The organism is Bradyrhizobium sp. USDA 4504, assembly GCF_054063995.1.
Genome location: NZ_JBSSGV010000001.1, coordinates 1,508,237 through 1,532,407 on the forward strand (window position 1 = coordinate 1,508,237; position 24,171 = coordinate 1,532,407).

Annotated in this window: 19 protein-coding genes; 13 read left to right on the forward strand and 6 right to left on the reverse strand. The window is 66.7% G+C overall.

The window, feature by feature from the left end:
- Positions 1-118: 118 nt before the first annotated feature.
- On the forward strand, positions 119-1,276 hold the full coding sequence (locus tag ACVMB1_RS06490; protein WP_310884989.1) for a hypothetical protein: 1,158 nt from the start codon (positions 119-121) through the stop codon (positions 1,274-1,276).
- On the forward strand, positions 1,273-1,506 hold the full coding sequence (locus ACVMB1_RS06495; protein ID WP_310884988.1) for a hypothetical protein: 234 nt from the start codon (positions 1,273-1,275) through the stop codon (positions 1,504-1,506). The genes ACVMB1_RS06490 and ACVMB1_RS06495 overlap by 4 nt, the downstream gene beginning before the upstream one ends.
- 18 nt (positions 1,507-1,524) lie before the next feature.
- On the opposite strand, the gene ACVMB1_RS06500 is transcribed toward ACVMB1_RS06495, so the two are convergent.
- Positions 1,525-2,124 (reverse strand): VanZ family protein, encoded by a 600-nt coding sequence (locus tag ACVMB1_RS06500; RefSeq protein ID WP_456814162.1) that lies wholly within the window; start codon positions 2,122-2,124, stop codon positions 1,525-1,527.
- Between the two features lie 172 nt (positions 2,125-2,296).
- On the opposite strand from ACVMB1_RS06500, the gene ACVMB1_RS06505 reads away from it, so the two are divergent.
- The 11 genes from ACVMB1_RS06505 (at position 2,297) to ACVMB1_RS06555 (ending at position 18,012) form a co-directional block, all read left to right on the forward strand.
- Positions 2,297-2,959 carry a response regulator transcription factor gene (locus ACVMB1_RS06505; protein ID WP_016841655.1) on the forward strand — a complete coding sequence of 221 codons (663 nt, stop codon included), beginning with the start codon at positions 2,297-2,299 and terminating at the stop codon, positions 2,957-2,959.
- Positions 2,960-3,251: 292 nt separating this feature from the next.
- Positions 3,252-4,628 carry a sensor histidine kinase gene (locus ACVMB1_RS06510; RefSeq protein ID WP_310884986.1) on the forward strand — a complete coding sequence of 459 codons (1,377 nt, stop codon included), beginning with the start codon at positions 3,252-3,254 and terminating at the stop codon, positions 4,626-4,628.
- Positions 4,629-4,985: 357 nt separating this feature from the next.
- Positions 4,986-6,380 (forward strand): hypothetical protein, encoded by a 1,395-nt coding sequence (locus ACVMB1_RS06515; RefSeq protein WP_229193578.1) that lies wholly within the window; start codon positions 4,986-4,988, stop codon positions 6,378-6,380.
- A 366-nt stretch (positions 6,381-6,746) separates the two neighbouring features.
- Entirely contained in the window at positions 6,747-7,886 is a 1,140-nt protein-coding gene (gene ccmI / locus ACVMB1_RS06520) for a c-type cytochrome biogenesis protein CcmI (RefSeq protein ID WP_456814163.1), read from the forward strand.
- Positions 7,887-7,933: 47 nt separating this feature from the next.
- Positions 7,934-8,431 carry a cytochrome c maturation protein CcmE gene (gene ccmE / locus ACVMB1_RS06525; protein WP_076833296.1) on the forward strand — a complete coding sequence of 166 codons (498 nt, stop codon included), beginning with the start codon at positions 7,934-7,936 and terminating at the stop codon, positions 8,429-8,431.
- Positions 8,428-10,410, forward strand: a complete 1,983-nt coding sequence (locus ACVMB1_RS06530; RefSeq protein ID WP_456814164.1) for a heme lyase CcmF/NrfE family subunit — start codon at positions 8,428-8,430, stop codon at positions 10,408-10,410. The genes ccmE and ACVMB1_RS06530 overlap by 4 nt, the downstream gene beginning before the upstream one ends.
- A complete protein-coding gene (locus ACVMB1_RS06535) occupies positions 10,410-10,916 on the forward strand; it encodes a cytochrome c-type biogenesis protein (RefSeq protein ID WP_456784378.1) in 507 nt (168 codons plus the stop codon). The genes ACVMB1_RS06530 and ACVMB1_RS06535 overlap by 1 nt, the downstream gene beginning before the upstream one ends.
- 171 nt (positions 10,917-11,087) lie before the next feature.
- Positions 11,088-12,674: a Do family serine endopeptidase gene (locus ACVMB1_RS06540; RefSeq protein ID WP_057020253.1), complete on the forward strand. Its 1,587-nt coding sequence runs from the start codon at positions 11,088-11,090 to the stop codon at positions 12,672-12,674.
- Positions 12,675-12,939: 265 nt separating this feature from the next.
- Positions 12,940-13,620, forward strand: coding sequence for a response regulator transcription factor (locus ACVMB1_RS06545; RefSeq protein WP_028331552.1), 681 nt, complete (start codon positions 12,940-12,942; stop codon positions 13,618-13,620).
- A complete protein-coding gene (locus ACVMB1_RS06550) occupies positions 13,604-15,058 on the forward strand; it encodes a sensor histidine kinase (RefSeq protein WP_057020254.1) in 1,455 nt (484 codons plus the stop codon). Before ACVMB1_RS06545 ends, ACVMB1_RS06550 begins: the two co-directional genes overlap by 17 nt.
- Positions 15,055-18,012: a bifunctional [glutamine synthetase] adenylyltransferase/[glutamine synthetase]-adenylyl-L-tyrosine phosphorylase gene (locus tag ACVMB1_RS06555; protein ID WP_456814165.1), complete on the forward strand. Its 2,958-nt coding sequence runs from the start codon at positions 15,055-15,057 to the stop codon at positions 18,010-18,012. Before ACVMB1_RS06550 ends, ACVMB1_RS06555 begins: the two co-directional genes overlap by 4 nt.
- A gap of 163 nt (positions 18,013-18,175) precedes the next feature.
- Here ACVMB1_RS06555 and ACVMB1_RS06560 read toward each other — a convergent pair whose 3' ends face one another.
- Genes ACVMB1_RS06560 through ACVMB1_RS06580 form a run of 5 tightly spaced genes read right to left on the reverse strand, consistent with a single transcriptional unit; the run spans position 18,176 to position 24,142 of the window.
- Positions 18,176-18,397 (reverse strand): formate dehydrogenase subunit delta, encoded by a 222-nt coding sequence (locus ACVMB1_RS06560; RefSeq protein ID WP_076833312.1) that lies wholly within the window; start codon positions 18,395-18,397, stop codon positions 18,176-18,178.
- Entirely contained in the window at positions 18,381-19,217 is an 837-nt protein-coding gene (gene fdhD, locus ACVMB1_RS06565) for a formate dehydrogenase accessory sulfurtransferase FdhD (RefSeq protein WP_456814166.1), read from the reverse strand. Before fdhD ends, ACVMB1_RS06560 begins: the two co-directional genes overlap by 17 nt.
- 2 nt (positions 19,218-19,219) lie before the next feature.
- Positions 19,220-22,099, reverse strand: a complete 2,880-nt coding sequence (fdhF, locus tag ACVMB1_RS06570) for a formate dehydrogenase subunit alpha (RefSeq protein WP_456814167.1) — start codon at positions 22,097-22,099, stop codon at positions 19,220-19,222.
- A gap of 13 nt (positions 22,100-22,112) precedes the next feature.
- Positions 22,113-23,669 carry a formate dehydrogenase beta subunit gene (locus ACVMB1_RS06575; protein ID WP_456814168.1) on the reverse strand — a complete coding sequence of 519 codons (1,557 nt, stop codon included), beginning with the start codon at positions 23,667-23,669 and terminating at the stop codon, positions 22,113-22,115.
- Positions 23,666-24,142, reverse strand: a complete 477-nt coding sequence (locus ACVMB1_RS06580) for a formate dehydrogenase subunit gamma (RefSeq protein WP_028331545.1) — start codon at positions 24,140-24,142, stop codon at positions 23,666-23,668. Before ACVMB1_RS06580 ends, ACVMB1_RS06575 begins: the two co-directional genes overlap by 4 nt.
- Between the last annotated feature and the right edge of the window lie 29 nt (positions 24,143-24,171).

Sequence of the window (24,171 nt, forward strand, 5' to 3'; positions counted from 1 at the left end):
GCTGCTGCTCGGATCGGGACGGTCAAACCGGGGCGTCATCTGCCGGCCTGGTGGTTTGTGTTAACAGTAAAATCCACATAGAATGTTGTAACATTATGGGCGAACCAGACTAACATTTATGACGCCGACGCCGGCCCAGAGAACGGTCAGGGACATCGGTCCTGCGCACCCCGAGGTGGAGTTCGCGCTGGTGCTGGCGCGAACCATCGATTCCGTGAGCGCCGACCCGCAGCAGCTGCGCAGCGCGGTCTACGAGCTCGCGCGGCAGAAGCTGCAGCAGCTTGCGCACGAGGATCCGGCGGAAAAGCAGCGTCTGATGCAGGCGCTGGAAGTGGCGATCGAAGGCGTCGAAGCGCACACCAAGAGCAATGTGATCGAGAAATTCGAGGTGCCGCCGGCGCGGGCGCTGCCCGCATTCCTCGAGGCGGCGGGCGCTGCACGGCGGATCGAGGCCCCGCCCCGGATCGATGCCGAGGCGGCCTTTGTCACGACCCTCGATCGCGTCGAGCCTGCGGTGGCGCGCGGTCCGCGATGGTCGTCGTCGGCGCCGCTGCGTTACGTTCTCATGCTGGCGTTCTTCGGGCTGATCGCGGCCGTTGTCCTGCTGCAGCAACGCGGCGTGTCATTGGCCGCGGCCCGCGCGATGATTGCCGGCACGATGGCATCGGCGCCGCCTGAAACCCAAAGGCCGGCGGTGGTCGCGGCCGTCCCGGCGCCGGCCGCTGCGGCCGCCGCGCCGCCGCCGCCGAAACGGCCATTGCCGACCGCCTATGGCGTCTACGCCGAGAGCGGCGGCAAGCTCTACGAGCTGCAGCTGATCCAGGGGCGTGCGCCGGATCCGCGGGTGGCGATCTCGGCGGCGATCACCAGGCCGAGCGAGACCACGCTGCCTGACGGACATCTCCGCTTCATCGTGTTCCGGCGCGAGGGTGCTGGCGGCGCCTCCGACCCGATCGATGTGCGTCTGATCGCGCATGTGAGCCAGCAGACCACGTTCGACGCGACCGGCAAGCCGGTGGTCTCGCCGGGCGACGACATCTGGGTGATCCGCAACATCTCGATCCCGTTCCGCGCGGCGCCGCTCAAGGACGATCCGCAGATGTTCGAGGTCCTGCCGCGCGACGACGTGCCGCTGCCGCCGGGACGCTACGCGTTGATCCTGAAGGCGCAGGCCTACGATTTCACCGTCGAAGGCGCGGTCACCGACAGGCGGCATTGCCTGCAGCGGCTGGCGGCTGCGAATGGCGTGTTCTACTCGGAATGCGAGAAACCGTGAGCGGGGTGTCCCTCCGGTTCAGCGTCGTGCTGGCGCTCCTGCTGGCATCGCGTGCCGCCGTCGCCGCACCCGCCGCCGAGACCGCAAAACGCTGCCTGCGCGCGGCCTACATCGTCTACCCCTACAAGCGACCGGGGGCCGTGCCGATGAATGGCGATCGGCTGCATTTCTTTCAGCAATGCATGGTGCAAGACGACACGAAGTCGGCGGAAGCGCCGAAGCGCGATTGAGCGCAGTGCGCCGAATGCTCAGTTCGCGGACTGCTCCACGTCCGACCTCAGCCGGCCGAGCTGGTTGCGCAGCACGAGTAGCATGAAGCGACCGACGCCGATGCCGACGAGACCTCCCGCCACCTTGACGATCGCGTCGATCAGGCGGCCGTGACGGTCCGGTGTCAGGAATTGCATTGCTTCGAGCGTGAACGCGCTGAAGATGACAAGGAGCACGATCAGCGCGGTGCGCCGCGGGTAGCCCAGCACGAAGGCCAGCGCCATCACGGCGAACGCAGCAAAATGCTCGATCTGCGGATGGAATAGCGAGGGACGGTCCTGGATCGGCGACAGCGTCACGAAGGCGATGAACGCAAGCGCAAGCCAGCCTGCAATCACGCCGAACCTCCGTATCTTTGAAACAAGCAACGCGTTCTTCCCGGTCCATATGCGCTGGGCGCACCGCGGTTGAATTAGCGCATCGCCGGTGTCAGCGACATGAAAATGGTCGTCGAAGGTTAACTTGCCGATCGACTGCAAATGACCCGACATGTTGTCCGCGCGCCGGTCCGCCGGAAGGTTGCCAGCAACAATCGCTTTCAAGTTTATGGTAGTAAGATACCTTAAACTGAAACCCAATCTCACTTCGCGCGCATCTCATGGAGGGAACCAGGGGTGCTTGCGCGGGTTCCCCGGATGGTGCACCTGACGAAAAAATTAGCGGCGCCTTGCGGGTCCATTCATAAGCCGTTCACGGCGGGAAGCCTCATTTGGTGCCGGAATGTCGTAATGCTCACTCTCGGAGGCCAAAGTGCGTCTGCTCGTCGTTGAGGATGATCCGGATCTAAACCGCCAGCTCACCACCGCGCTGACGGACGCCGGCTATGTGGTCGATCGCGCGTTCGACGGCGAGGAGGGGCATTTCCTTGGTGATAGCGAGCCGTACGACGCGGTGGTGCTGGATATCGGCCTGCCGAAAATGGACGGTATCTCGGTGCTCGAGGCCTGGCGGCGGAACAAGCGGGTGATGCCGGTGCTGATCCTCACCGCACGAGATCGCTGGAGCGACAAGGTTCAGGGCTTCGACGCCGGCGCCGACGACTATGTCGCCAAGCCCTTCCACCTCGAGGAGGTGCTGGCGCGGATCCGCGCGCTGCTGCGCCGCGCGACCGGGCATGCCCAGGTCGAACTGAACTGCGGGCCGGTGGCGCTGAACACCCGGACCAAGCGGGTCACCGTCAACGGCAATCCGATCAAGCTGACCTCGCACGAGTACAATCTGCTCGACTATCTGATGCACCACACCGGGCGGGTGGTCTCGCGCACCGAACTGGTCGAGCATCTCTACGACCAGGACTTCGACCGCGACTCCAACACGATCGAGGTGTTCGTCGGGCGCATTCGCAAGAAGCTGGAAGTCGATATCATCCAGACCGTGCGCGGCCTCGGCTACATGCTTTCGCCGCCGACCTAGAGCATGATCCGGAAAAGTGCGCAGCGGTTTTCCCTGCGACAAACGCGAAGCGTTTGCGCGGAGATCATGCTCTTGAAGCATTTTCGAGCGAAGTGGATGCCGGTTCGTTCGCGTGAAGAAAGCGCGGACCAAACAATGGGATAAGAACATGTCCTATTCAATCGGATCATGCTCTTAAGGTGCTTGATCGCGATGCGGGCATTGGCATGATCCGCGCCAGGAGGACTGGATTCGCCATGTCTGAACTCGCCTTGTCACGGCCCGCTGACGCGATGTTCGAGCTCGTGCCCTGATGGGCGGCAGCTCGCTCGCGACACGCCTGTTCGTCTCGGCGACCGCCTGGGTGGTGGTGATCCTGGCGATCACGGGCGTCATCCTGTCGTCAGTCTATCGCGACGCGACCGAGCGCGCCTTCGACCGGCGGCTCAATCTCTATCTGCGCACCCTGATCGCCGAGGTGGCGACGCCGGACGAGCCGGCGGACCGCCAGTTCCAGTCGCTGGGCGAGCCGCTGTTCGACCTTCCATTGTCGGGCTGGTACTGGCAGATCACCCGGACCGATACCGAAAAGGGCGAGACCCGCGCCTCGCGCTCGCTGTGGGATAAGAAGCTGCCCAAGCTCGAGGAGCACGGCGCCGAGCTGACCGCTGCCGGGGTCCGGCTCGGCTATGTCGACGGGCCCGAAGGCCAGAGCCTGCGCGTGGTGGAGCGGCCGGTCGATCTCGGTGCCGACGGCAAGTTCCTGGTCAGCGTCGCCGGCGATGCCACCGAGATCTTCGATGAGACCCGCAGCTTCGACTATTATCTCGGCGGCACCTTCGCCGCGCTCGGCGTCGTGCTGCTGCTGACCACGGTCTTCCAGGTGCGCTACGGCCTCGCGCCGCTCAAGCGCATTTCGGATGCGATCGCCGACATCCGCTCCGGCCGCGCCGAGCGGCTGGAGGGCCGGTTTCCGGTCGAGATCGCACCGCTGGCGCGCGAGACCAATGCGCTGATCGATGCCAACCGGGAGATCGTCGAGCGCTCGCGCACCCATGTCGGCAATCTCGCCCATGCGATCAAGACGCCGCTCTCGGTGATCGTGAACGAGGCGGCCGCGCATACCGCCGATCCTTTCGCCAGCAAGGTGCTGGAGCAGGCCGATCTGATGCGGGACCAGGTCGCGCACCATCTCGAGCGGGCGCGGATCGCCGCCCGTGCCACCATCGTCAGCACCATCACCGACGTCGCACCTGTGATCGAGGCGCTGCGCCGGACCATGGAGAAGATCCATCGCGATCGCGACCTCTCGATCGAGGCGAACGCCGATCCGGCGGCACGGTTTCGCGGCGAGCGGCAGGACCTCGAGGAGATGGTCGGCAATCTCGTCGACAACGCCTGCAAATGGGCGGCTTCGCAGGTGTTCGTCGAGGTGACCGTGGTCCCGCCCGAGGCCTCGGGCGCCGGGCCGAGGCTGCGCATTGTGGTCGACGACGACGGGCGCGGCCTGTCGGAAGCCGAGCGTGCCCAGGTGTCGCGGCGCGGCCAGCGGCTCGACGAGTCAAAACCAGGCTCCGGTCTCGGCCTGTCGATCGTGACCGATCTCGCCGGCCTCTACGGCGGCAATCTCACCCTGAACAACGCGCCGATCGGCGGCCTGCGGGCCAAGCTCACGCTGCCGGCGGTGTAGCACAAGATGACTTTACTCTGAATCGAGCGGCGGATTCCGCTTCACCTCGCCCCGCGCGCGGGGAGAGGTCGGAACGCATCGTTAGATGCGTTCCGGGTGAGGGGGAGTCTCCGTAAACGCAGCTATCACCCGATACGCGGAGGCGGCCCCTCACCCCAACCCCCTCCCCGTAAGAACGGGGCGAGGGAGCGCAGCGCCGCCGCGGTCGCTATCCGACCTAAACCCATCTCGCTCTAGTCTGCCTTGGGAGGATCGACGCCGCTATTCTTCCTAAACGGCTTCTTAACACGCCCGCCGCTATCATTGCGGGCGGACGGGCTGCGGCGCTTGCCGGGCACCAAGCTTTCACGACCGGGCATGAGCCAGAAATCGACCGAGCGGCTGAGGGATTATCTCGCGCAGCTTCCGCCGCAATCGCAGGCGCTGCTGATGCGCGAGCTGGAGCGCGCCGTCGAACGCGGCGACGACGTCGCCGTCGCCAATCTGGTCCTCGAGCAGCTGCGCAAGATCGTGCGCGGGGCCGAGGAGGACGAGCAGATCCAGCCGCGCAGCGACGACCCGGCGCGGCTCCTGTTCCGGCCGCTCGAGCCGTTCCTCGCCGAGACCAATTTCCCGACGCGAGCGGGCCAGATCCGGCGCGCCTCGCTGCTGCCGATCTGGCAATGGCTGGCCCGCGAGGGCGCGCCCGAAGCGGCTCGCGCGTTCGAGGCGGCGTTGGCCGCGGCCACGGAGAGCGGTCCGATGGAGGCCGCCGCGCGCAAGTTCCAGCTTGCCGCCGCGGACGCCATCCTCAAGATCGCGGCGCCGAGCCAGGACGACCGCCAGCGCGCGCTGTCGCGGGTCGGCCCGCCAAACGTGGTCGAGGACCTGCTGCCGATCGGCCTCGTTCTGCAGGCCCGCGAAGCGCTGGAAACCCTGGGAAGCCGGCTGCCGAGCCAGATCCGGGTGTTTGCCGATTCCCAGATCGCCTCCGCGATGGAGGCGCTCAAGCTGCCGTCGTTGCAGACGCCGCAACTGCTGCCGTTTGCGCTGTCATTGATTGCGCAGCGGCTCGCCGCGCCATGGCAGATCATCCGTCTCGCCATCAAGATGGCGGCCTCCGACGACGAACTGCGGGTTGCGGCGACGCCTTACGGCATCGCGGTCACCATCGCGCTGCATGATTTGTCGTTCGTCGCGGCCTGCCTGCGCACCGACATCAGGCGCGGGCATTTCGATTATGTCGGCGAGCAGCTCAAGACCCTGCATGACGGCGTCCGCGGCCTGCGCACCGAGCTCGATCTGCGCAACGATTCCACCTGGGGCCGCCAGCTCACCTCGGTCCGCGCCGATACTTCCAACGCGCTGCAATCGGAGATCGACAGCGTGCCGGGCCGGGTCCGCCGCATCCTGCGCCAGCGCGCCGACAAGGACATTACGGCAGGGGCCAAGATCGATGCGACCGAGGTCGAGGATGCCGCGGCACTGATCGATTTCGTCGCGGTGTGCCGCACCTATGCCAGCGAGCTCGCCATCAACGAGGTGACGCTGCGGACTTTCTCCGACCTGCAACATTATGTCGAGCAGTCGACCGAAGGGCTGGTGCAGTCGCTGCGCGGCGGCGACGCCCGGGTCCGGACGTTCCGCCAGCAGCAGGTCAAGGCCGCGATCCGCTTCTGCGAGGTGCTGTTCGGCCACGACTACGCCTCCCTGATGAACCGGGCCGCCGAAAACGCCGTGACCGGCGAGCGCAAGTCGTCGCGCGCGGGGTAGCGAGACCGCGCAATTCGCGAGCAGGTTCGACGGTAAGCCGACGAGCCCCGCCACGGCGGGATGATAGGCATTTGCGCTATTTCGGAATAATGGAAGTGTGGCACTGAGTTGCCCGACGTGTCAACCGTCAATCGAGCACCGACGGCCGCCCGCCGGCTACTTTGCATGGGGTTGTTTTCGATATTTTGGTCGTGCACGCCTTCGCCCGGAGACGCCGGCGCAATACCGCCGGAACGGCACCGGAAACCGCCTGATTTTGACCTTCCTCCGATCCAGCAATTGTCAATTGCCGGGCTCGCCGCCGGTAGTGTAAAGCGATTCTAAGGCGGCTTGCCGGAAGCCGCCGTTCCATCCGGGAACCGCTTGATGACGCTGTGGTTTGTGTTCGCGCTGATGACGGTCGCGGCGATCTTTGCCGTGCTGTGGCCGCTCAGCCGCCGCGGGCGCGCGGATACCGGTGGCAGCGAGGTCGTGGTCTACCGCGACCAGCTCGCTGAAATCGACCGCGACATGGCCGCCGGCATCATCGGCGCCGCCGAGGCCGACGCCGCGCGGGTCGAGATCAGCCGCCGGCTGCTGGCCGCCGCCGATCAGATCGGACGTGAGACCCCGGTGCAGGGCAGCCTCAATCTGCGGCGCACGGCCGCGATCGTCGGCCTGGTCGGATTGCCGGTGATTGCCTCGAGCTTCTATCTCGCGCTCGGCTCGCCGCGGCTTGGCGACTTTCCGCTCGCCGAGCGCGGCCGGGTGGCCGACGCCAACCAGCCGCTCGCCAATCTGGTCGCGCAGGTCGAGGCGCACCTTGAAAAGAACCCGACCGACGGCCGCGGCTGGACGGTGCTGGCGCCGGTGCTGTCGCGCCTCGGCCGCTACGATGACGCCGTCCGCGCCTATCGCAACGCCATCACCTATGCCGGCGACAGCGCCGATCGCCGCGCCGACCTCGGCGAGGCGCTGATGGGGACTGCCGGCGGCGTCGTCACCGCGGACGCCAAGGCGGAATTCGAGCGCGCGGTCGCGCTGAACGGCGACGATGCAAAGGCGAACTATTTCCTCGGTCTCGCCGCCGAGCAGGACGGCCGCAAGGCTGATGCCGCTGCGCTCTGGCAGAAGATGCTGGCGAAGGCGCCGGCGGACGCGCCGTGGCTGCCGCTGGTACAGGCCGCGCTGGTGCGGGTGGGCGGAAGCGTGCCCGGCGGCGTCAGCGCACCCGGTGGCGTGAGCGCACCGGCGCTGCCGGACAGTGCGGTGGCTGCGGCCAGGGACATGAGCGAGGCCGATCGCGGCACCATGATCAAAGGCATGGTCGATCGGCTGGCGACGCGGCTGAAGACCAATGGCGACGACGTCGAGGGCTGGCTGCGGCTGGTCCGCGCCTATCTCGTGATGGGCGAGCGCGACAAGGCGATGAGCGCGCTCGCGGATGCCCGTCAGGCGGTCGCCAACGATGCGGATCGGTTGCGTCAGCTCAATGAGGGGCTGAAGAATCTCGGGCTGGATGGATAGAGCATGACGCCGAAAAGTGCGGAGAACGTCATGCGCAAGGATGGAACATGACCAGGAAGCAACGGCGTTTGACACTGATCGGCTGCGCGCTCGTCGTGCTCGCGATCGCCGCGGGCCTGGTGCTGAACGCGCTGCGCGATTCCATCGTGTTCTTCTCGACGCCGTCGATGGTCGCCGAAAAGCATCTCGGTCCGGGCAAGCGTTTCCGGCTCGGTGGCCTGGTGGAGCAGGGCTCGCTCAAGCGCGGCGATAATCTCGCCGTGACCTTCACCGTCGGCGATGGCGGCGCGACGCTGCCGGTCGCCTACAAGGGCATCCTGCCGGATCTGTTCCGCGAGGGGCAGGGCGTGGTTGCCGAAGGCGCGCTCGACGCTGATGGCGTGTTCCGCGCCGACACCGTGCTCGCCAAGCATGACGAGACCTACATGCCGAAGGATGTCGCCGACGCCCTGAAGAAGCAGGGGCACTGGAAGGACGATTACGGTGCCAAGCCGGGCAATACGCCGAGCGCCTCCGCGGCGCCGACCCAGGGAGCCGTGCGGTGATTGCCGAAAGTGGACATTACGCCCTGGTGCTCGCGCTCGGGCTGGCGCTGATCCAGTCCATCGTGCCGATCGTCGGCGCGCGCTGGCGCGATGCGGCGCTGATGAACGTCGCGCGTTCGACCGCGCTCGCCCAGTTGCTGTTCGTCGCGGCGTCGTTCGCGGCGCTGGTGACGCTGCACGTCACCTCGGATTTCTCGGTCGCCAATGTCTACGAGAATTCGCACTCGCTGAAGCCGCTGCTCTACAAGATCACCGGCGTGTGGGGAAACCATGAAGGATCGATGCTGCTGTGGGTGTCGATCCTGGCGCTGTTCGGCGGCCTCGTCGCTGCCTTCGGCAACAATCTGCCGCTGTCGCTGCGCGCGCATGTGCTGGCGGTGCAGGCCTGGGTCGCCAGCGCGTTCTATCTGTTCATCCTGATCACCTCGAACCCGTTCCTGCGCATCGCCAATCCGCCGCTGGAGGGACGCGACCTCAATCCGGTGCTGCAGGATATCGGCCTCGCGGTGCATCCGCCGATGCTCTATCTCGGTTATGTCGGCTTCTCGATCTCGTTCTCGTTCGCGGTGGCGGCGCTGCTCGAGGGACGGATCGACGCCGCCTGGGCGCGCTGGGTGCGGCCGTGGACGCTGATGGCGTGGATCTTCCTGACGCTCGGCATCGCCATGGGCTCCTACTGGGCCTATTACGAGCTCGGCTGGGGCGGCTGGTGGTTCTGGGATCCGGTCGAGAACGCCTCGCTGATGCCGTGGCTTGCCGGCACCGCGCTGCTGCATTCGGCGCTGGTGATGGAGAAGCGCAATGCGCTGAAGGTCTGGACCGTCCTGCTGTCGATCCTGACCTTCTCGCTGTCGCTGCTCGGCACCTTCCTGGTGCGCTCCGGCGTGCTGACCTCGGTCCATGCCTTCGCGACCGATCCGACACGCGGCGTGTTCATCCTGCTGATCCTGTTCGTCTTCATCGGCGGCAGCCTGTCGCTATACGCCTGGCGCGCGCCGGCGCTGAAGCAGGGCGGGCTGTTCGCGCCGATCTCGCGCGAAGGCGCGCTGGTGCTCAACAATCTGCTGCTCACCACCGCCTGCGCGACCGTGTTCATCGGCACGCTGTATCCGCTGGCGCTAGAGGTGCTGACCGGCGAGAAGATCTCGGTCGGAGCGCCGTTCTTCAATTTCACCTTCGCGCCGCTGTTCGTGCCGCTGCTGCTCGCGGTGCCGTTCGGGCCGCTGCTAGCCTGGAAGCGCAGCGATCTGCTCGGCGCAGCGCAGCGGCTGATGGTGGCCGGCATCGTCGCGCTGGTTGCGATGGCGCTGGTGTTGGCGTGGACCTATGGCGGCGCGACCTTGGCGCCGCTCGCGATCGGGCTGGCGGTGTTCGTCATCATGGGCGCGCTGTGCGATCTCGCCGAGCGCATCGCGCTGTTCCGGATTCCGCTGTCGCTCTCGCTGCGCCGCGCGCGCGGGTTGCCGCGCGCGACCTGGGGCACCGCCTTCGCGCATGCCGGTCTCGGCGTCGCGCTGATCGGGATCGTCTGCGAGACCACCTGGAACAGCGAATATATCGGCGCGATGAAGCCCGACGACGTCGCCCGTGTCGCCGGCTACCAGTTGCGGCTCGACGGCCTGAACCCACGGCAGGGTCCGAACTTCCGCGAGATGGTCGCGCAATTCACCGTGACGCGTGACGGCGAGAAGGTCAGCGTGATGACGCCGTCGAAGCGCAACTTCACGACGCGCGGCGCCTCGACGACCGAGGCCGCGCTGATGACGCGCGGCGCCAGCCAGCTCTACATCTCGCTCGGCGATACCTCGGCCGACGGCGCGATCGCGGTGCGCATCTATCACAAGCCGCTGGTGCTGATGATCTGGTGGGGCCCGGTGCTGATGGCGTTCGGTGGTCTGCTGTCGCTGTCCGACCGCCGCTTGCGGGTCGGCGCGCCGAAGCCGGCGAAAGCGGCGCGTGCATTGCAGGCGGCCGAGTGATGCGGTCGCGCGCGCTTGCAGCCGCCGTGCTTGCCGCGGTCCTGATGCTCGGTGCGACGCCGGCCCGGGCGGTGCTGCCCGACGAGGTCATGGCGGACCCGGCCAAGGAGGCGAGGGCGCGCGAGCTCTCCAAGGAGCTGCGCTGCATGGTCTGCCAGAACCAGTCGATCGACGATTCGGAGGCGCCGCTGGCGCGCGACCTGCGTCTCTTGGTGCGTGAACGCATCTCGGCCGGCGACAGTGACGGCCAGGTGATCGATTTCCTGGTGGCGCGCTACGGCGAATTCGTGCTGCTGAAGCCGCGCCTCAACGAGCACACGCTGCTGCTGTGGCTGACCCCGCCGCTGGCGCTGCTGCTGGGCGGCTTGGCGCTCTGGCGGCTCGGCCGGCGCAAGGCAAATCCGGCCGCCGGCGGGGGCGATTCCGCCCCTGGACTGACGTCCGACGAGCAGGCGCGGCTGGAACGCCTGCTGGCGGCGGAATCCGCGCCGGACAAGCCGCTTTAGTTCCCTTTTAAGTCCTTTATTTACCTGCGCTATTCTGCCGCAGCGGCGGCCGCCTCGATTACAAAAGTTTAATTCCGCAGCCAGCGCGCCGTAAGGCTGATGACCCCATGTTCAGACCCATCAGGTGCTTGCCCCGGCACCAATGATTCTGGCCCCTGGAGATTTCAAGACATGACCGACCGTCCCGACCTCTCGACCCTTCCATCCTACAAGGCGCCGAAGCGCTCGCTGTTCTCTGCCCGCAAACTCGCGCTGATGGCGTCGGTCGTGGCCGGCCTCGGTGCCGCCACCTACGGCTTCAGCCCCTCGCACAACCCCGCCGACCTGTTCACGACGCCCGCGCATGCGCAGGTCAATAACGAGGTCAAGAAGGTTCAGCAGCCGGTCGGATTTGCCGACATCGTCGAGCGCGTGAAACCGTCGGTGATCTCGGTCAAGGTCAACATTCGCGAGAAGGTCGCGAAGGATGACAGCAACAACAATGACGATTCGCCGTTCCAGCCGGGTTCGCCGATGGAGCGCTTCTTCCGCCGCTTCGGCGGTCCGGATGGCTTGCCCCCGGGCCTGCGCGGTGGACCGCGCGGCGGTGGCGTGGTGACGGGCCAGGGTTCCGGCTTCTTCATCTCGGCTGACGGCTTTGCCGTGACCAACAATCACGTCGTCGACGGCGCCGACAAGGTCGAAGTCACCACCGACGACGGCAAGACCTATTCCGCCAAGGTGATCGGCACCGATCCGCGCACCGACCTTGCGCTGATCAAGGTCGAGGGCGGCTCCAACTTCCAGTTTGCCAAGCTTTCCGAAACCAAGCCGCGCATTGGCGACTGGGTGCTGGCGGTCGGCAATCCGTTCGGCCTCGGCGGCACCGTGACCGCGGGCATCGTCTCGGCCTCCGGCCGCGACATCGGCAACGGCCCGTATGACGATTTCATCCAGATCGATGCGCCCGTGAACAAAGGCAATTCGGGTGGCCCGGCGTTCGACGTGTCCGGTGAGGTGATGGGCGTCAACACGGCGATCTACTCGCCGTCCGGCGGCAGCGTCGGCATCGCGTTCTCGATCCCGGCCCAGACCGTCAAGAGCGTCGTCGCCCAGCTGAAGGACAAGGGCGCGGTCAGCCGTGGCTGGATCGGCGTCCAGATCCAGCCGGTGACCTCCGACATCGCCGACAGCCTCGGCATGAAAAAGGCCGAAGGCGCGCTGGTTGCCGAACCGCAGGCCAACGGCCCCGCGGCCAAGGCCGGCATCGAATCCGGTGACGTCATCACCGCCGTCAATGGCGAGCCGGTGAAGGATGCGCGCGAACTCGCCCGCACCATCGGTGGCCTCGCGCCCGGCAACGCCGTGAAGCTGAACGTACTGCACAAGGGTCAGGACAAGACCGTCAACCTCACGCTCGGCCAGCTGCCGAACAACCTGGAAGCCAAGGCGGACACCGACAAGAGCGACAAGGGCAACTCGTCCCGCGGCACCGACGTGCCGAAGCTCGGCCTCACCGTCGCGCCCGCCAACAGCGTGGCCGGCGCCGGCAAGGACGGCGTGGTCGTGACCGAAGTCGATCCCAAGAGTGCTGCCGCTGAGCGGGGCTTCAAGGAAGGCGACGTGATCCTCGAGGTCGCCGGCAAGTCCGTCGGCACCGCCGGTGAAGTGCGAGATGCGATCACCGCGGCGCGCAATGACAGCAAGAACAGCGTTCTCATGCGCGTGAAGAGCGGCGGTTCGTCGCGCTTTGTGGCAGTGCCGCTGGCGAAGGGATAACTATCTATGAGTTGGAAGGCGTCGCCGGCATCAGTCGCCCCCGCCGACGGCGCTTTCCGGGGGGCGGGCCCCTTGCTCGCTCCCTACGTTGCCTTTCGATGGAATATGCCCCCCTCTGTCGGAAGGTCTCAGGGCGGTGAGGTCCCCCAGCTTCACCGCCCACTTTTTTCAAGCAATCGAGAATATGCGCGGTCGTCTTGCATGTGCAGGCCGGCCGCGTCATGCTGACAGAGGGCCAATTCCCGTGACCGCAATCGCTCCGCAAATGCGCATCCTGATCATCGAAGACGACCGTGAGTCAGCCGACTATCTGGTCAAGGCATTCCGCGAAGTCGGCTATATCGCCGATCTCGCTTCCGATGGCGAGGAAGGGCTGTCGATGGCCGAGTCCGGCGACTACGACGTGCTGGTTGTGGATCGCATGCTGCCGAAGCGTGACGGCCTGTCGCTGATCGGCAGCCTGCGGGACAAGGGCAACCGGACGCCGGTGCTGATCCTCTCGGCGCTCGGCCAGGTCGATGACCGCATCAAGGGCCTGCGCGCCGGCGGCGACGACTACCTGCCGAAACCCTATTCCTTCGCCGAGCTGCTCGCGCGCGTCGAGGTGCTGTCGCGGCGCAATGTCGGCCCGGCCGAGGAGACGACCTACCGGGTCGGCGACCTCGAGCTCGATCGGCTTTCCCATCGCGTCGCCCGCGGCAAGGACGAGCTGACCTTGCAGCCGCGCGAGTTCCGCCTGCTCGAATATCTCATGAAGCATGCCGGGCAGGTGGTGACACGCACCATGCTGCTCGAGAATGTCTGGGATTATCATTTCGATCCGCAGACCAACGTCATCGACGTCCACATCTCGCGGCTGCGCTCCAAGATCGATAAGGGTTTTGAACGGCCGCTGCTGCATACCATCCGCGGTGCGGGGTATATGATCCGTGACGGCATTCGGTAAACTGATCCGGACCACGGCGTTTCGGCTGACGCTGGTCTACCTGTTCCTGTTCGCGCTGTTCGCCGCCTCGCTGCTGGCTTACTTCGCCTGGAACACGCGGCGGCTGATCACCGAGCAGATCACGACGACGGTCAACGTCGAGATCAGCGAGATCACCGACATCTACAACCGCCGCGGCCTGCGCGGCCTGCTGGGCACCATGGGCAATCGTGCGCTGCGGCCGGGTGCCAACCTCTATCTGGTGACGGCGCCGAACGGGCAGATGCTCGCCGGCAATGTCGGCGCGCTGGCACCGGGCGTGATGAGCGTGCAGGGCTGGACCGAGACCGCCTATCGCCGGCTCGACGACCAGGACAAGACCGATCACCGCGCGCTCGTGAAGGTCACCGAGATGGAGAACGGCTTCCGCCTGCTGGTCGGGCGCGACCTCGAGGAGCGGCGGCGGCTGTTCGGCATCGTCGCCAAGGCCGCGCAATGGTCGATCCTCGTCGTCGTCGTGCTCGGCATTGGCGGCGGCATCTTCGTCGCCCGCCGCGTGCTGCACCGGATCGACGCCATGACCGGCACCACCAAGCGCATCATGGCGGGCGATCTGTCCGGCCGGCTGCCGGTCGGCCGCAGCGGCGACGAGCTCGATCGCCTGGCGGAAAATCTCAATGCCATGCTCGAGCGCATCGAGGCGCTGATGACGGGGCTGAAGGAGGTCTCCGACAACATCGCCCATGACCTCAAGACGCCGCTGACGCGGCTGCGCAACCGCGCCGAGGAGGCGCTGGCGCGGTCGGGCTGCGAGGCCGACTATCGCGCGGCGCTGGAGCGGACCATCGAGGAATCCGACGGGCTGATCCGCACCTTCAACGCCCTGTTGATGATTGCGCGTGCCGAGTCCGGCCAGGCGCGCGGCAACATGGACGATTTCGACGGCGCCGATGTCGCCAACGGCATCCATGAGCTGTACGAGCCGCTGGCCGAGGACGACGGCATGACGCTGCAGGTGAAGACCGTGCCGGCGCCGATTCACGGCAACCGCGAATTGATCAGCCAGGCCGTCGCCAACCTGGTCGAGAATGCCATCAAATACGGCAAGCCCGACGTCAGCGTGCAGCCGCTCAATGCGGATGCGCGGGAGATCCTGATCGAGGCGCGGCGCGAGGGCGACCAGGTCCTGCTCAGCGTCACCGACCACGGTCCGGGCATTCCCGAGGCCGACCGCAAGCACGCGGTCGAGCGCTTCGTCCGGCTCGAGGCGAGCCGGACCTTACCCGGTTCCGGTCTCGGCCTCAGCCTGGCCTCGGCGGTCGCCACGCTTCATGGCGGCGAGCTCAGGCTCGGCGATGCCCATCCGGGGCTGGTCGCCACCCTGGTGCTGCCCGCGCGGGCGGGCGGCAGTGACAGGCTTGCGGCTCAAACGCAGGATGTGCCACAGAAGGCGGCATGAATGCCGCCGCGCCGGGAAACGCGGATCGACATCGTCTGGCCGCGCGGTTCGCGGACGGACCGCGTGTCGCCGCGCCCACATCCGCCGATCAGCGCCTGACCGACTGGTTCGCCGAGCTCGAGCCGGCGCAATTGGCCGCGCTCAATGCGCTGCTTGAACATCCGTTCGCACGCGACATCCTGCGCGGCATCGCCGAGTTCTCGCCCTATTTGTTCGAGCTCGCGCGTGCCGACGCCGCGCGGCTGATCCGGATCCTGTCATGCGACCCGGAGTCGCATCTGGCCAACCTGATCGAGACGACGTCGCGCGAGGTGCTCGCCGCCGGCAGCGAGGCCGACGTGATGGTTCTGCTTCGCCGCATGAAGGCGGAGGCCGCGCTGATTATCGCGCTGTGCGACATCGGCGGCGTCTGGCCGGTGATGCGGGTGACGGCGGCGCTGACCGACATCGCGGTGAATTCGGTGCAATCGGCGCTGCGATATCTGTTCCGGCAGGAAGTGGCCCGCGGCCGGATGACCGCGGCCGATCCCGATCACCCCGAAGCAGGTTCGGGCCTGATCGTGCTCGCGATGGGCAAGATGGGGGCCGGCGAGCTGAACTATTCCAGCGACATCGACCTGATCGTGTTCTTCGATCGCGCGGCCACCTCGCTCGCCGAGGACATTGAGCCGCAGCCGTTCTTCGTGCGCGTCACCCAGGCGATGGCGCGGATGCTACAGCAGCGCTCGGGCGACGGCTATGTGTTCCGGGTCGATCTCAGGCTGCGTCCGGACCCGGCCTCGACCCAGGTCGCGATCTCGACCGACGCGGCGTTGCATTATTACGAACGCGAGGGACGCACCTGGGAGCGTGCTGCGATGATCAAGGCGCGGCCCTGCGCCGGCGATCCCAAGGCCGGCGAGGCGCTGATCGCCGAGCTCGCGCCCTTTGTCTGGCGCAAGCATCTGGATTTTGCCGCGCTTGCCGATGTCCACGACATGAAGCGGCAGATGCAGACCTATCGCGGCCAGAGCGAGATCTCGGTCGAGGGCCATAACGTCAAGGTCGGCCGCGGCGGCATCCGCGAGATCGAGTTCTTCGCCCAGACCCAGCAGCTGATCGCTGGCGGCCGCCATCCGGAGTTGCGGGTGCGGCCGACGCTGGAGGCGCTCAACGTGCTCGCCAACAGCAACTGGATCACCTTTGAAGCGCGCGACGAATTGACGACGGCCTATGAATTCCTGCGCCGGGTCGAGCACCGGCTGCAGATGATCGCCGACGAGCAGACCCATTCGCTGCCCGAAGCGCCTGAGGATGTCGAGCGCTTTGCGCATTTCTTCGGCTACGAAAATCGCGAGGCCTTCGCCAGAGACCTGCTCGGCCAGCTCAAGATCGTGCAGAACCACTATGGCAAGCTGTTCGAGGGCGACGATCCGACCGGCACCGCAAAGCTGCCGGATATCGACTACGGCGCCGGACCTGAGGACGCCCGCCTGATCGAACATCTCGCCAATCTCGGCTTCAAGAAGCCCATTGCGGTTGCCGGCACCGTGCAGCAATGGATCGAGGGCGACTATCGCGCGCTGCGCGTCGAGGCGACGCGCGCCGCGTTCCTGGAATTCATTCCCGGCCTGATCGACGGCCTCGCGCATGCCGAGGAGCCTGACGATGCGGTGGCGGCGTTCGACCGTTTCCTCGGCGCGCTGCAGCGGGGCGGCCGGCTGATCTCGCTGCTCAGCCAGAACCGCGACTTCGTCGCGCTGGTGGCGCTGATCCTCGGCGCGGCACCGCGGCTCGGCGACATGCTGGCGCGGCAGCCGCAGATCATGGACGGCCTGGTCGATCCGCGCTTCTTCGGCGCGATGCCGGACAAGAAGGAACTGTCGGAGCGGCTGGCCGCCACGCTGCAGGATGCGTCGTCCTACGAGGATTTTCTCGATCGTCTGAGATTGTTCGGCCAGGAGAGCCTGTTCCTGATCGGCACGCGGATCCTGTCCGGCACGGTATCGGCGCAGCACGCCAGCACCGCCTTTGCCGATGTGGCCGAGGGGATCGTCCACACCGTGCACGGCCTCGTCACCGACCAGTTCGCCGCGCAATATGGCCGGATCAATGGGCAGGAGACCGCGATCGTCGCGATGGGGCGGCTCGGCAGCCGCGAGATGACGGCGTCCTCCGACCTCGATTTGATCCTGCTGTACGATTTCGATAGCGAGGCGCCGGACTCCGACGGCGAGCGCTCGCTGCATGGCGCGCAGTATTTTGCCCGCTTCACCCAGCGCCTGATCAGCGCCTTCACGACCCGGACCAATTACGGCGTGCTCTATGAGGTCGACATGCGGCTGCGCCCGTCGGGGCGCGCCGGCCCGGTCGCCTCGCGGATCGATTCGTTCTCCGACTACCAGGAGCGCGAGGCGTGGACCTGGGAGCACATGGCGCTGACGCGCGCCCGCGTGATCTCGTCGTCGCCGGAATTCCGCGAGAAGATCGAAGCGATCATCCGCAGCGTGCTGACCCGGCCGCGCGATGCGGCGTCGACCGCGGCCGACGTTGCCGACATGCGGCGCGCGATCGCGCTGGAGAAGGGCGAGGACGACGTCTGGGATCTCAAGCTCGCCGCCGGCGGGCTCGTCGACATCGATTTCATCGCGCAATATCTCCAGCTCGCGCATGCCGCGGTGAAGCCGGAAATCCTCAGCGTCTCCACGCTGCAGGTGCTCGACAATGCCGCCAAGCTCGGCCTGCTCGGCCAGTCCGAGGCGGAGATCCTGCGCTCGGCGGCGCGGCTCTATCATGACCTGACGCAGATCCTGCGGCTCTGCGTCACCGGCAAGTTCAATCCGGAGACCGCGGGCGAAGACCTGCTGCGCGTAATGGCGCGGGCCGGGGACACGCCGGACTTCTCCGCGCTGGAAGCCCGCCTGCGCGAGACCCAAAGCGAGGTGCGCCGCGTCTTCAACACGATCGTGGGGTAGGGGCGGTAGCGCCTACAATCACCGCTCGATCCACGTCATTGCGAGCGAGGCGAAGCAATCCACAGTTCCGCAAGCGGAGAGGTGGATTGCTTCGTCGCTATCGCTCCTCGCAATGACGGCGGTGCGGAGCGCTCACAGCCTCTAGGAATGATAGTCCAGAAAGCTACGCCTGCTGCTTCAACTTCTGCAAGGCATCGCGGACGTCGGGATCGAGGCCGGTGCCGCCGGCGTCGAGATGGGCGAAGATCTGCTTGCGCATCCGCGGGTCCCAGAACTTCCAGATGTGCTCGGAAATGCCCTGCACGGCACGCTCGCGCCCCTGGCTCTGGAAGAATTTTCCGATCTGGTTCGCCATATAGACCAGTTTGTCAGGCGACGACGACATAAACGGGCTCCTTGCCGGCCATCGCGCCTGTGACGCGTTCCGGATGCGTAAAGATTTCAAATCCATCGGCGCGAGCGATCGCGGCGAGCGTGATGCCGGCGGCATCCGCCATCCGCACCGCAAGCGCGGTCGGCGCCGACACTGCGGCGATCAGCGGCGCGCCGATCGCGGCGGTCTTCTGCACAATTTCGACCGAAACGCGGCTGGTGAGCAGCACCATGCCTTCGCTGGCCATGACCTTGTCGCGGACCAGCGCGCCGGCGAGCTTGTCGAGCGCATTGTGGCGGCCGACATCCTCGCGCAGCGCCACGATGCCGCGCGCGCCCGTCCAGAACGCCGCGGCGTGCACGGCGCGGGTCTGGTGGTTGATCTCCTGCAGCGGCGCCACCGCCGCCACCGCCGCCATGATCTCGCGCGGCGAGAAGGCGCGGCCCGCGCGTACCACCGCGGCCGGCCGGACTGCCTCGCTGATGGAATCGAGTCCGCACAGGCCGCAGCCGGTCGGTCCGGCGATGTTGCGCCGTCGCTCGGCGATCCGCTCGGCCCTGTCAGGCCTGAGCCACATCCGAAGCTCGATGCCGTCATCGAGCTCGACGATGTCGAGTGTCTCGATCTCGTCGGCCGCTTGCACGATGCCTTCGCTCAGGCTGAAGCCCACGGCGAAATCGCCGAGGTCCTCGGGCGAGCCCATCATCACGGCGTAGGTGCCGCCATTATAGGTCAGCGCGAGCGGCGTCTCCTCCGGGATCAGGCGCGCGCCGTCGCTGAAGACGCCGTTGCGCCAGACCTTCCGGTTCGCCTGATAGACGGGCTCGCGCATCGCTATTCCGCGGCTTCCACCACCGGCGCGGCGATGCGGCGGGAGTGGCGAGCCTGCTCGTCATAGGCCTTCTGCCAGTCGGACGGACCGTTCGACGGCGAGATCTGCACTGCGGTGACCTTGTACTCGGGACAGTTGGTGGCCCAGTCCGAGAAATCAGTCGTGATGACGTTGGCCTGGGTGTCAGGGTGGTGGAACGTGGTGTAGACAACGCCCGGCGCCACGCGGTCGGTGATCTCGGCGCGCAGCGTGGTCTCGCCGGCGCGGCTCGCCAGCCGCACCCAGTCGCCGTCGCGCACGCCGCGCTGCTCGGCGTCGTGCGGATGGATCTCCAGCCGGTCCTCGGCGTGCCACACCACGTTCTCGGTGCGGCGGGTCTGTGCGCCGACATTGTACTGGCTGAGGATGCGGCCGGTGGTGAGCAGCAGCGGGTAGCGCGGGCCGGTGCGTTCGTCGGTCGCGATATATTCGGTGAGGATGAACTTGCCCTTGCCGCGCACGAAGCCGCCGATATGCATCACCGGGGTGCCTTCCGGCGCCTTTTCGTTGCAGGGCCACTGCACCGAGCCGAGCTCGTCGAGCCTGGCATAGGAGACGCCCGCGAAGGTCGGCGTCAGCGCGGCGATCTCGTCCATGATCTCGGATGGATGGGTGTAGTTCATCTCGAAGCCCATCGCCTTGCCGAGCATGATCGTCACTTCCCAGTCGGCGTAGCCGTTGAGCGGCGTCATCACCTTGCGGACGCGCTGGATGCGGCGTTCGGCATTGGTGAAGGTGCCGTCCTTCTCGAGGAAGGTCGAGCCGGGCAGGAAGACATGGGCGTAGTTCGCGGTCTCGTTCAGGAAGAGATCGTGGACGATGACGCATTCCATCGCCGACAGCGCCGCCACCACATGCTTGGTGTTGGGGTCGGACTGCAGGATGTCCTCGCCCTGCACGTAGAGGCCCATGAAGCTGCCTTCGATGGCGGCGTCGAACATGTTCGGGATGCGCAGGCCCGGCTCGTTGTTGAGCTTGACGTTCCACATCGCCTCGAACTGCTCGCGCACCGCATCGCCGGCGATGTGGCGGTAGCCCGGCAGCTCGTGCGGGAACGAGCCCATGTCGCAGGAGCCCTGCACGTTGTTCTGGCCGCGCAGCGGATTCACGCCGACGCCGGGCCGGCCGATATTACCGGTCGCCATCGCGAGGTTGGCGATCGCGATCACCGTGGTCGAGCCCTGGCTGTGCTCGGTGACGCCGAGCCCGTAATAGATCGCGCCGTTGCCGCCGGTGGCATAGATTCGGGCCGCCTCGCGCAGCACCTTCGGATCGACGCCGGTCATGATCGCGGTGGCTTCCGGGCTGTGCTTGGAATCGGCGACGAAAGCCGCCCAGTCCTGGAACTCGCTCCAGTCGCAGCGCTCGCGCACGAAGGCCTCATCGACGAGCCCTTCGGTGACGATGACATGGGCGAGCGCGGTGAGCACGGCGACGTTGGTGCCGGGCATCAGGGGCAGATGCAGCGCCTTCACGTGCGGAGATTCCACCATCTCGGTGCGGCGCGGATCGATCACGATCAGCCTGGCGCCCTGGCGCAGCCGCTTCTTCAGCCGCGAGGCGAACACCGGATGGGCGGAAGCCGGATTGGCGCCGATGATCAGCACGACGTCGGTGTCCTCCACCGAGTCGAAATCCTGCGTGCCGGCCGAAGTCCCGAAGGTTTGCGACAGGCCGTAGCCGGTCGGCGAATGGCAGACGCGGGCGCAGGTGTCGACATTGTTGTTGCCGAAGCCGGCGCGGATCAGCTTCTGCACCAGATAGGTTTCTTCATTGGTGCAGCGTGACGAGGTGATGCCGCCGACCGCGTCGCGGCCGTATTTCTGCTGGATGCCCTTGAACTTCGCGGCGGCGAAATTCAGCGCATCGTCCCACGACACTTCCTGCCAGGGATCCTCGATCCGCTCGCGGATCATCGGCTTCAGGATGCGCTCCTTGTGGGTGGTGTAACCCCAGGCGAAGCGGCCCTTGACGCAGGAATGGCCGCGATTGGCCTTGCCGTCCTTCCACGGCACCATGCGTACCACTTCCTCGCCGCGCATCTCAGCCTTGAAGGCGCAGCCCACGCCGCAATAGGCACAGGTGGTGACGACCGAGTGTTCGGGCTGGCCGATCTCGATCACGGATTTCTCGGTCAGCGTCGCGGTCGGGCAGGCCTGCACGCAGGCGCCGCAGGACACGCATTCCGAGCCGAGGAAGCTTTCGTTCATGCCGGGCGAGACGCGGCTGTCGAAGCCGCGGCCGGAGATCGTCAGCGCGAAGGTGCCTTGCACTTCCTCGCAGGCGCGGACGCAGCGCGAGCAGACGATGCACTTCGAGGGGTCGTAGGTGAAGTACGGATTGGACTCGTCCTTCGGCATCCAGTTGTCGTTTTCGCAGCCGTGCGATTTGGCGAAGACGTGGTTCTCACCTTCATAGCCGTAACGCACGTCGCGCAGGCCGACCGCGCCCGCCATGTCCTGCAATTCGCAGTCGCCGTTCGCGGCGCAGGTCAGGCAGTCCAGCGGGTGGTCGGAGATGTAGAGCTCCATCACGCCCTTGTGCAGCTTCTTCAGCCGCTCGCTCTGGGTGTGCACGACGAGGCCGGGCATAACCGGCGTCGTGCAGGAGGCCGGCGTGCCGGCGCGGCCCTCGATCTCGACGAGGCAGAGCCGGCAGGAGCCGAAGGCGTCGACCATGTCGGTCGCGCAGAGCTTTGGAATCTGGGTGCCGGCTTCCATCGCCGCGCGCATGATCGAGGTGCCTTCGGGCACCGTGATCTGATTGCCGTCGATGGTCAGCGTGACCATCGTCTCGGATTTGGATTTGGGCGTGCCGAAATCGGTTTCCTGGATCAGCGACATCGTGATTTCCTTGCTATTCCGCGGCCTGCAGCCGGGCCGGTGCGGGACCGAAATCTTCCCGGAAGTGTTTCAGTGCGCTCATCACGGGGTAGGGCGTGAAGCCGCCGAGTGCGCACAGCGAGCCGAATTTCATGGTGTTGCAGAGGTCTTCGACAACAGCGAGGTTTTCCGCCACGCGCTCGCCATTGATGATCTTGTTGATGGTCTCGACGCCGCGGGTCGAGCCGATCCGGCACGGCGTGCACTTGCCGCAGGATTCGACCGCGCAGAACTCCATCGCAAAGCGGGCCTGCTTCGCCATATCGACGCTGTCGTCGAACACCACGATCCCGCCATGGCCGATCAGGCCGTCGCGCGCGGCGAACGCTTCATAGTCGAACGGCGTGTCGAACAGCGCGCGCGGGAAGTAGGCCCCGAGCGGGCCGCCGACTTGAACCGCGCGCACCTCGCGCCCGGTGAAGGTGCCGCCGCCGATCTCGTCGACGAGTTCGCCGAGCGTGACGCCGAAGGCGGTCTCGAACAGCCCGCCATATCTGATGTTGCCGGCGAGCTGGATCGGCATCGTGCCGCGCGAGCGGCCCATGCCGAAATCGGCGTAGGCCTTGGCGCCGTTGTCGAGGATGAAGGGAATCGCCGCGAACGACAGCACGTTGTTGATCACGCTCGGGCGGCCGAACAGGCCCTTATGCGCCGGCAGCGGCGGCTTGGCCCGCACGATGCCGCGGCGGCCCTCGAGGCTTTCCAGCAACGAGGTCTCTTCGCCGCAGACATAGGCGCCGGCGCCGACACGCACCTCGAGATCGAACTCATGGGTGGAGCCGCCGATGCGCTTGCCGAGCAAGCCGGCGCGGCGGGCGACCACGATCGCCGCGTTCATCGCTTCGACCGCGTGCGGATATTCCGAGCGGATGTAGATGTAGCCCTTGGTGGCGCCTACCGTGATACCTGCGATCGTCATGCCCTCGATCACGACGAAGGGGTCGCCTTCCATGATCATGCGGTCGGCGAAGGTGCCGCTGTCGCCTTCGTCTGCGTTGCAGACGATGTATTTGCGGTCGGCGCTGGCCTGCGCCACGGTCTTCCACTTGATGCCGGTGGGGAAGCCGGCGCCGCCGCGGCCGCGCAGACCGGACGTCGTGACGTCGGCGAGGATCTGGTCGGAGGTCAGCGTCAGCGCCCGCTCCAGGCCCTTGTAGCCGCCATGGGCGCGGTAATCGTCGACCGAGCGCGGATCGATCACGCCGCAGCGGGCGAAGGTCAGCCGGGTCTGGCGCTTCAGCCAGGGAATCTCGTCCGTGACCCCAAGCCGCAGCGCGTGCTGACCGTTGCCGGCCATCGCGTCGAGCAGGGGTGGAACGTCCGCCGGCGTCGCCGGGCCGAATCCGACGCGGCCCTGGGCGGTCGCGAGTTCGACCAGCGGCTCCAGCCAGTACAGCCCGCGCGAACCGGTCCTGACGATCTCGATCGGCATGCCGCGCGCTGCTGCGGCCTGCTCGAAGGCGAGGGCGACGTCGTCGGCGCCGACGGCGACCGCGCCGGCGTCGCGGGGAATGAAGATCCGCATTGTCATCGCTGTGCCTCCGCGACCAGCGCGTCGATCCGCGCTTCGTCGAGCCGGCCGACCACGCGGCCATCCAGCATCGCCGAGGGCGCGGTGGCGCACAGCCCGAGGCAGTAGATCGGCTCCAGCGTCACGCGGTCATCCGCCGTGGTATTGCCCAGGGCAACGCCGAGCTTGGCTTCCGCGCGCGCCGCGAGCGCATCGCCGCCGGCGGCCTGGCAGGCCTCGGCGCGGCACAGCTTGAGGACGTGGCGGCCCGCAGGTTGCTTCCGGAAATCATGGTAGAAGGTGAAGACGCCGTGCACCTCGGCGCGCGACAGGTTGAGCGCCTCCGCCACCATCGGGATCGCAGGCTCCGGCACGTAGCCGAAGGCCTCCTGCAGCGCGTGCAGGATCACCAGCGTGGCGCCTTCGAGCCCGGCATGCTCGGCGATGATTTCAGCGCCGCGCGCCTTGTCCCAAGGTTCGTATCCCACCGTCATCAGCGCTTCTCACGATCAGTTTTTTGCTT

Bases quoted from the DNA above. Each gene is read 5' to 3' on its own strand.
- ACVMB1_RS06490 (WP_310884989.1), top strand. From the start codon at position 119: ATGACGCCGACGCCGGCCCAGAGAACGGTCAGGGACATCGGTCCTGCG.
- ACVMB1_RS06510 (WP_310884986.1), top strand. From the start codon at position 3,252: ATGGGCGGCAGCTCGCTCGCGACACGCCTGTTCGTCTCGGCGACCGCC.
- ACVMB1_RS06515 (WP_229193578.1), top strand. From the start codon at position 4,986: ATGAGCCAGAAATCGACCGAGCGGCTGAGGGATTATCTCGCGCAGCTT.
- ccmI (WP_456814163.1), top strand. From the start codon at position 6,747: ATGACGCTGTGGTTTGTGTTCGCGCTGATGACGGTCGCGGCGATCTTT.
- ccmE (WP_076833296.1), top strand. From the start codon at position 7,934: ATGACCAGGAAGCAACGGCGTTTGACACTGATCGGCTGCGCGCTCGTC.
- ACVMB1_RS06535 (WP_456784378.1), top strand. From the start codon at position 10,410: ATGCGGTCGCGCGCGCTTGCAGCCGCCGTGCTTGCCGCGGTCCTGATG.
- ACVMB1_RS06540 (WP_057020253.1), top strand. From the start codon at position 11,088: ATGACCGACCGTCCCGACCTCTCGACCCTTCCATCCTACAAGGCGCCG.
- ACVMB1_RS06545 (WP_028331552.1), top strand. From the start codon at position 12,940: ATGCGCATCCTGATCATCGAAGACGACCGTGAGTCAGCCGACTATCTG.
- ACVMB1_RS06555 (WP_456814165.1), top strand. From the start codon at position 15,055: ATGAATGCCGCCGCGCCGGGAAACGCGGATCGACATCGTCTGGCCGCG.
- ACVMB1_RS06560 (WP_076833312.1), bottom strand. From the start codon at position 18,397: ATGTCGTCGTCGCCTGACAAACTGGTCTATATGGCGAACCAGATCGGA.
- fdhD (WP_456814166.1), bottom strand. From the start codon at position 19,217: ATGCGCGAGCCCGTCTATCAGGCGAACCGGAAGGTCTGGCGCAACGGC.
- fdhF (WP_456814167.1), bottom strand. From the start codon at position 22,099: ATGTCGCTGATCCAGGAAACCGATTTCGGCACGCCCAAATCCAAATCC.
- ACVMB1_RS06575 (WP_456814168.1), bottom strand. From the start codon at position 23,669: ATGACAATGCGGATCTTCATTCCCCGCGACGCCGGCGCGGTCGCCGTC.
- ACVMB1_RS06580 (WP_028331545.1), bottom strand. From the start codon at position 24,142: ATGACGGTGGGATACGAACCTTGGGACAAGGCGCGCGGCGCTGAAATC.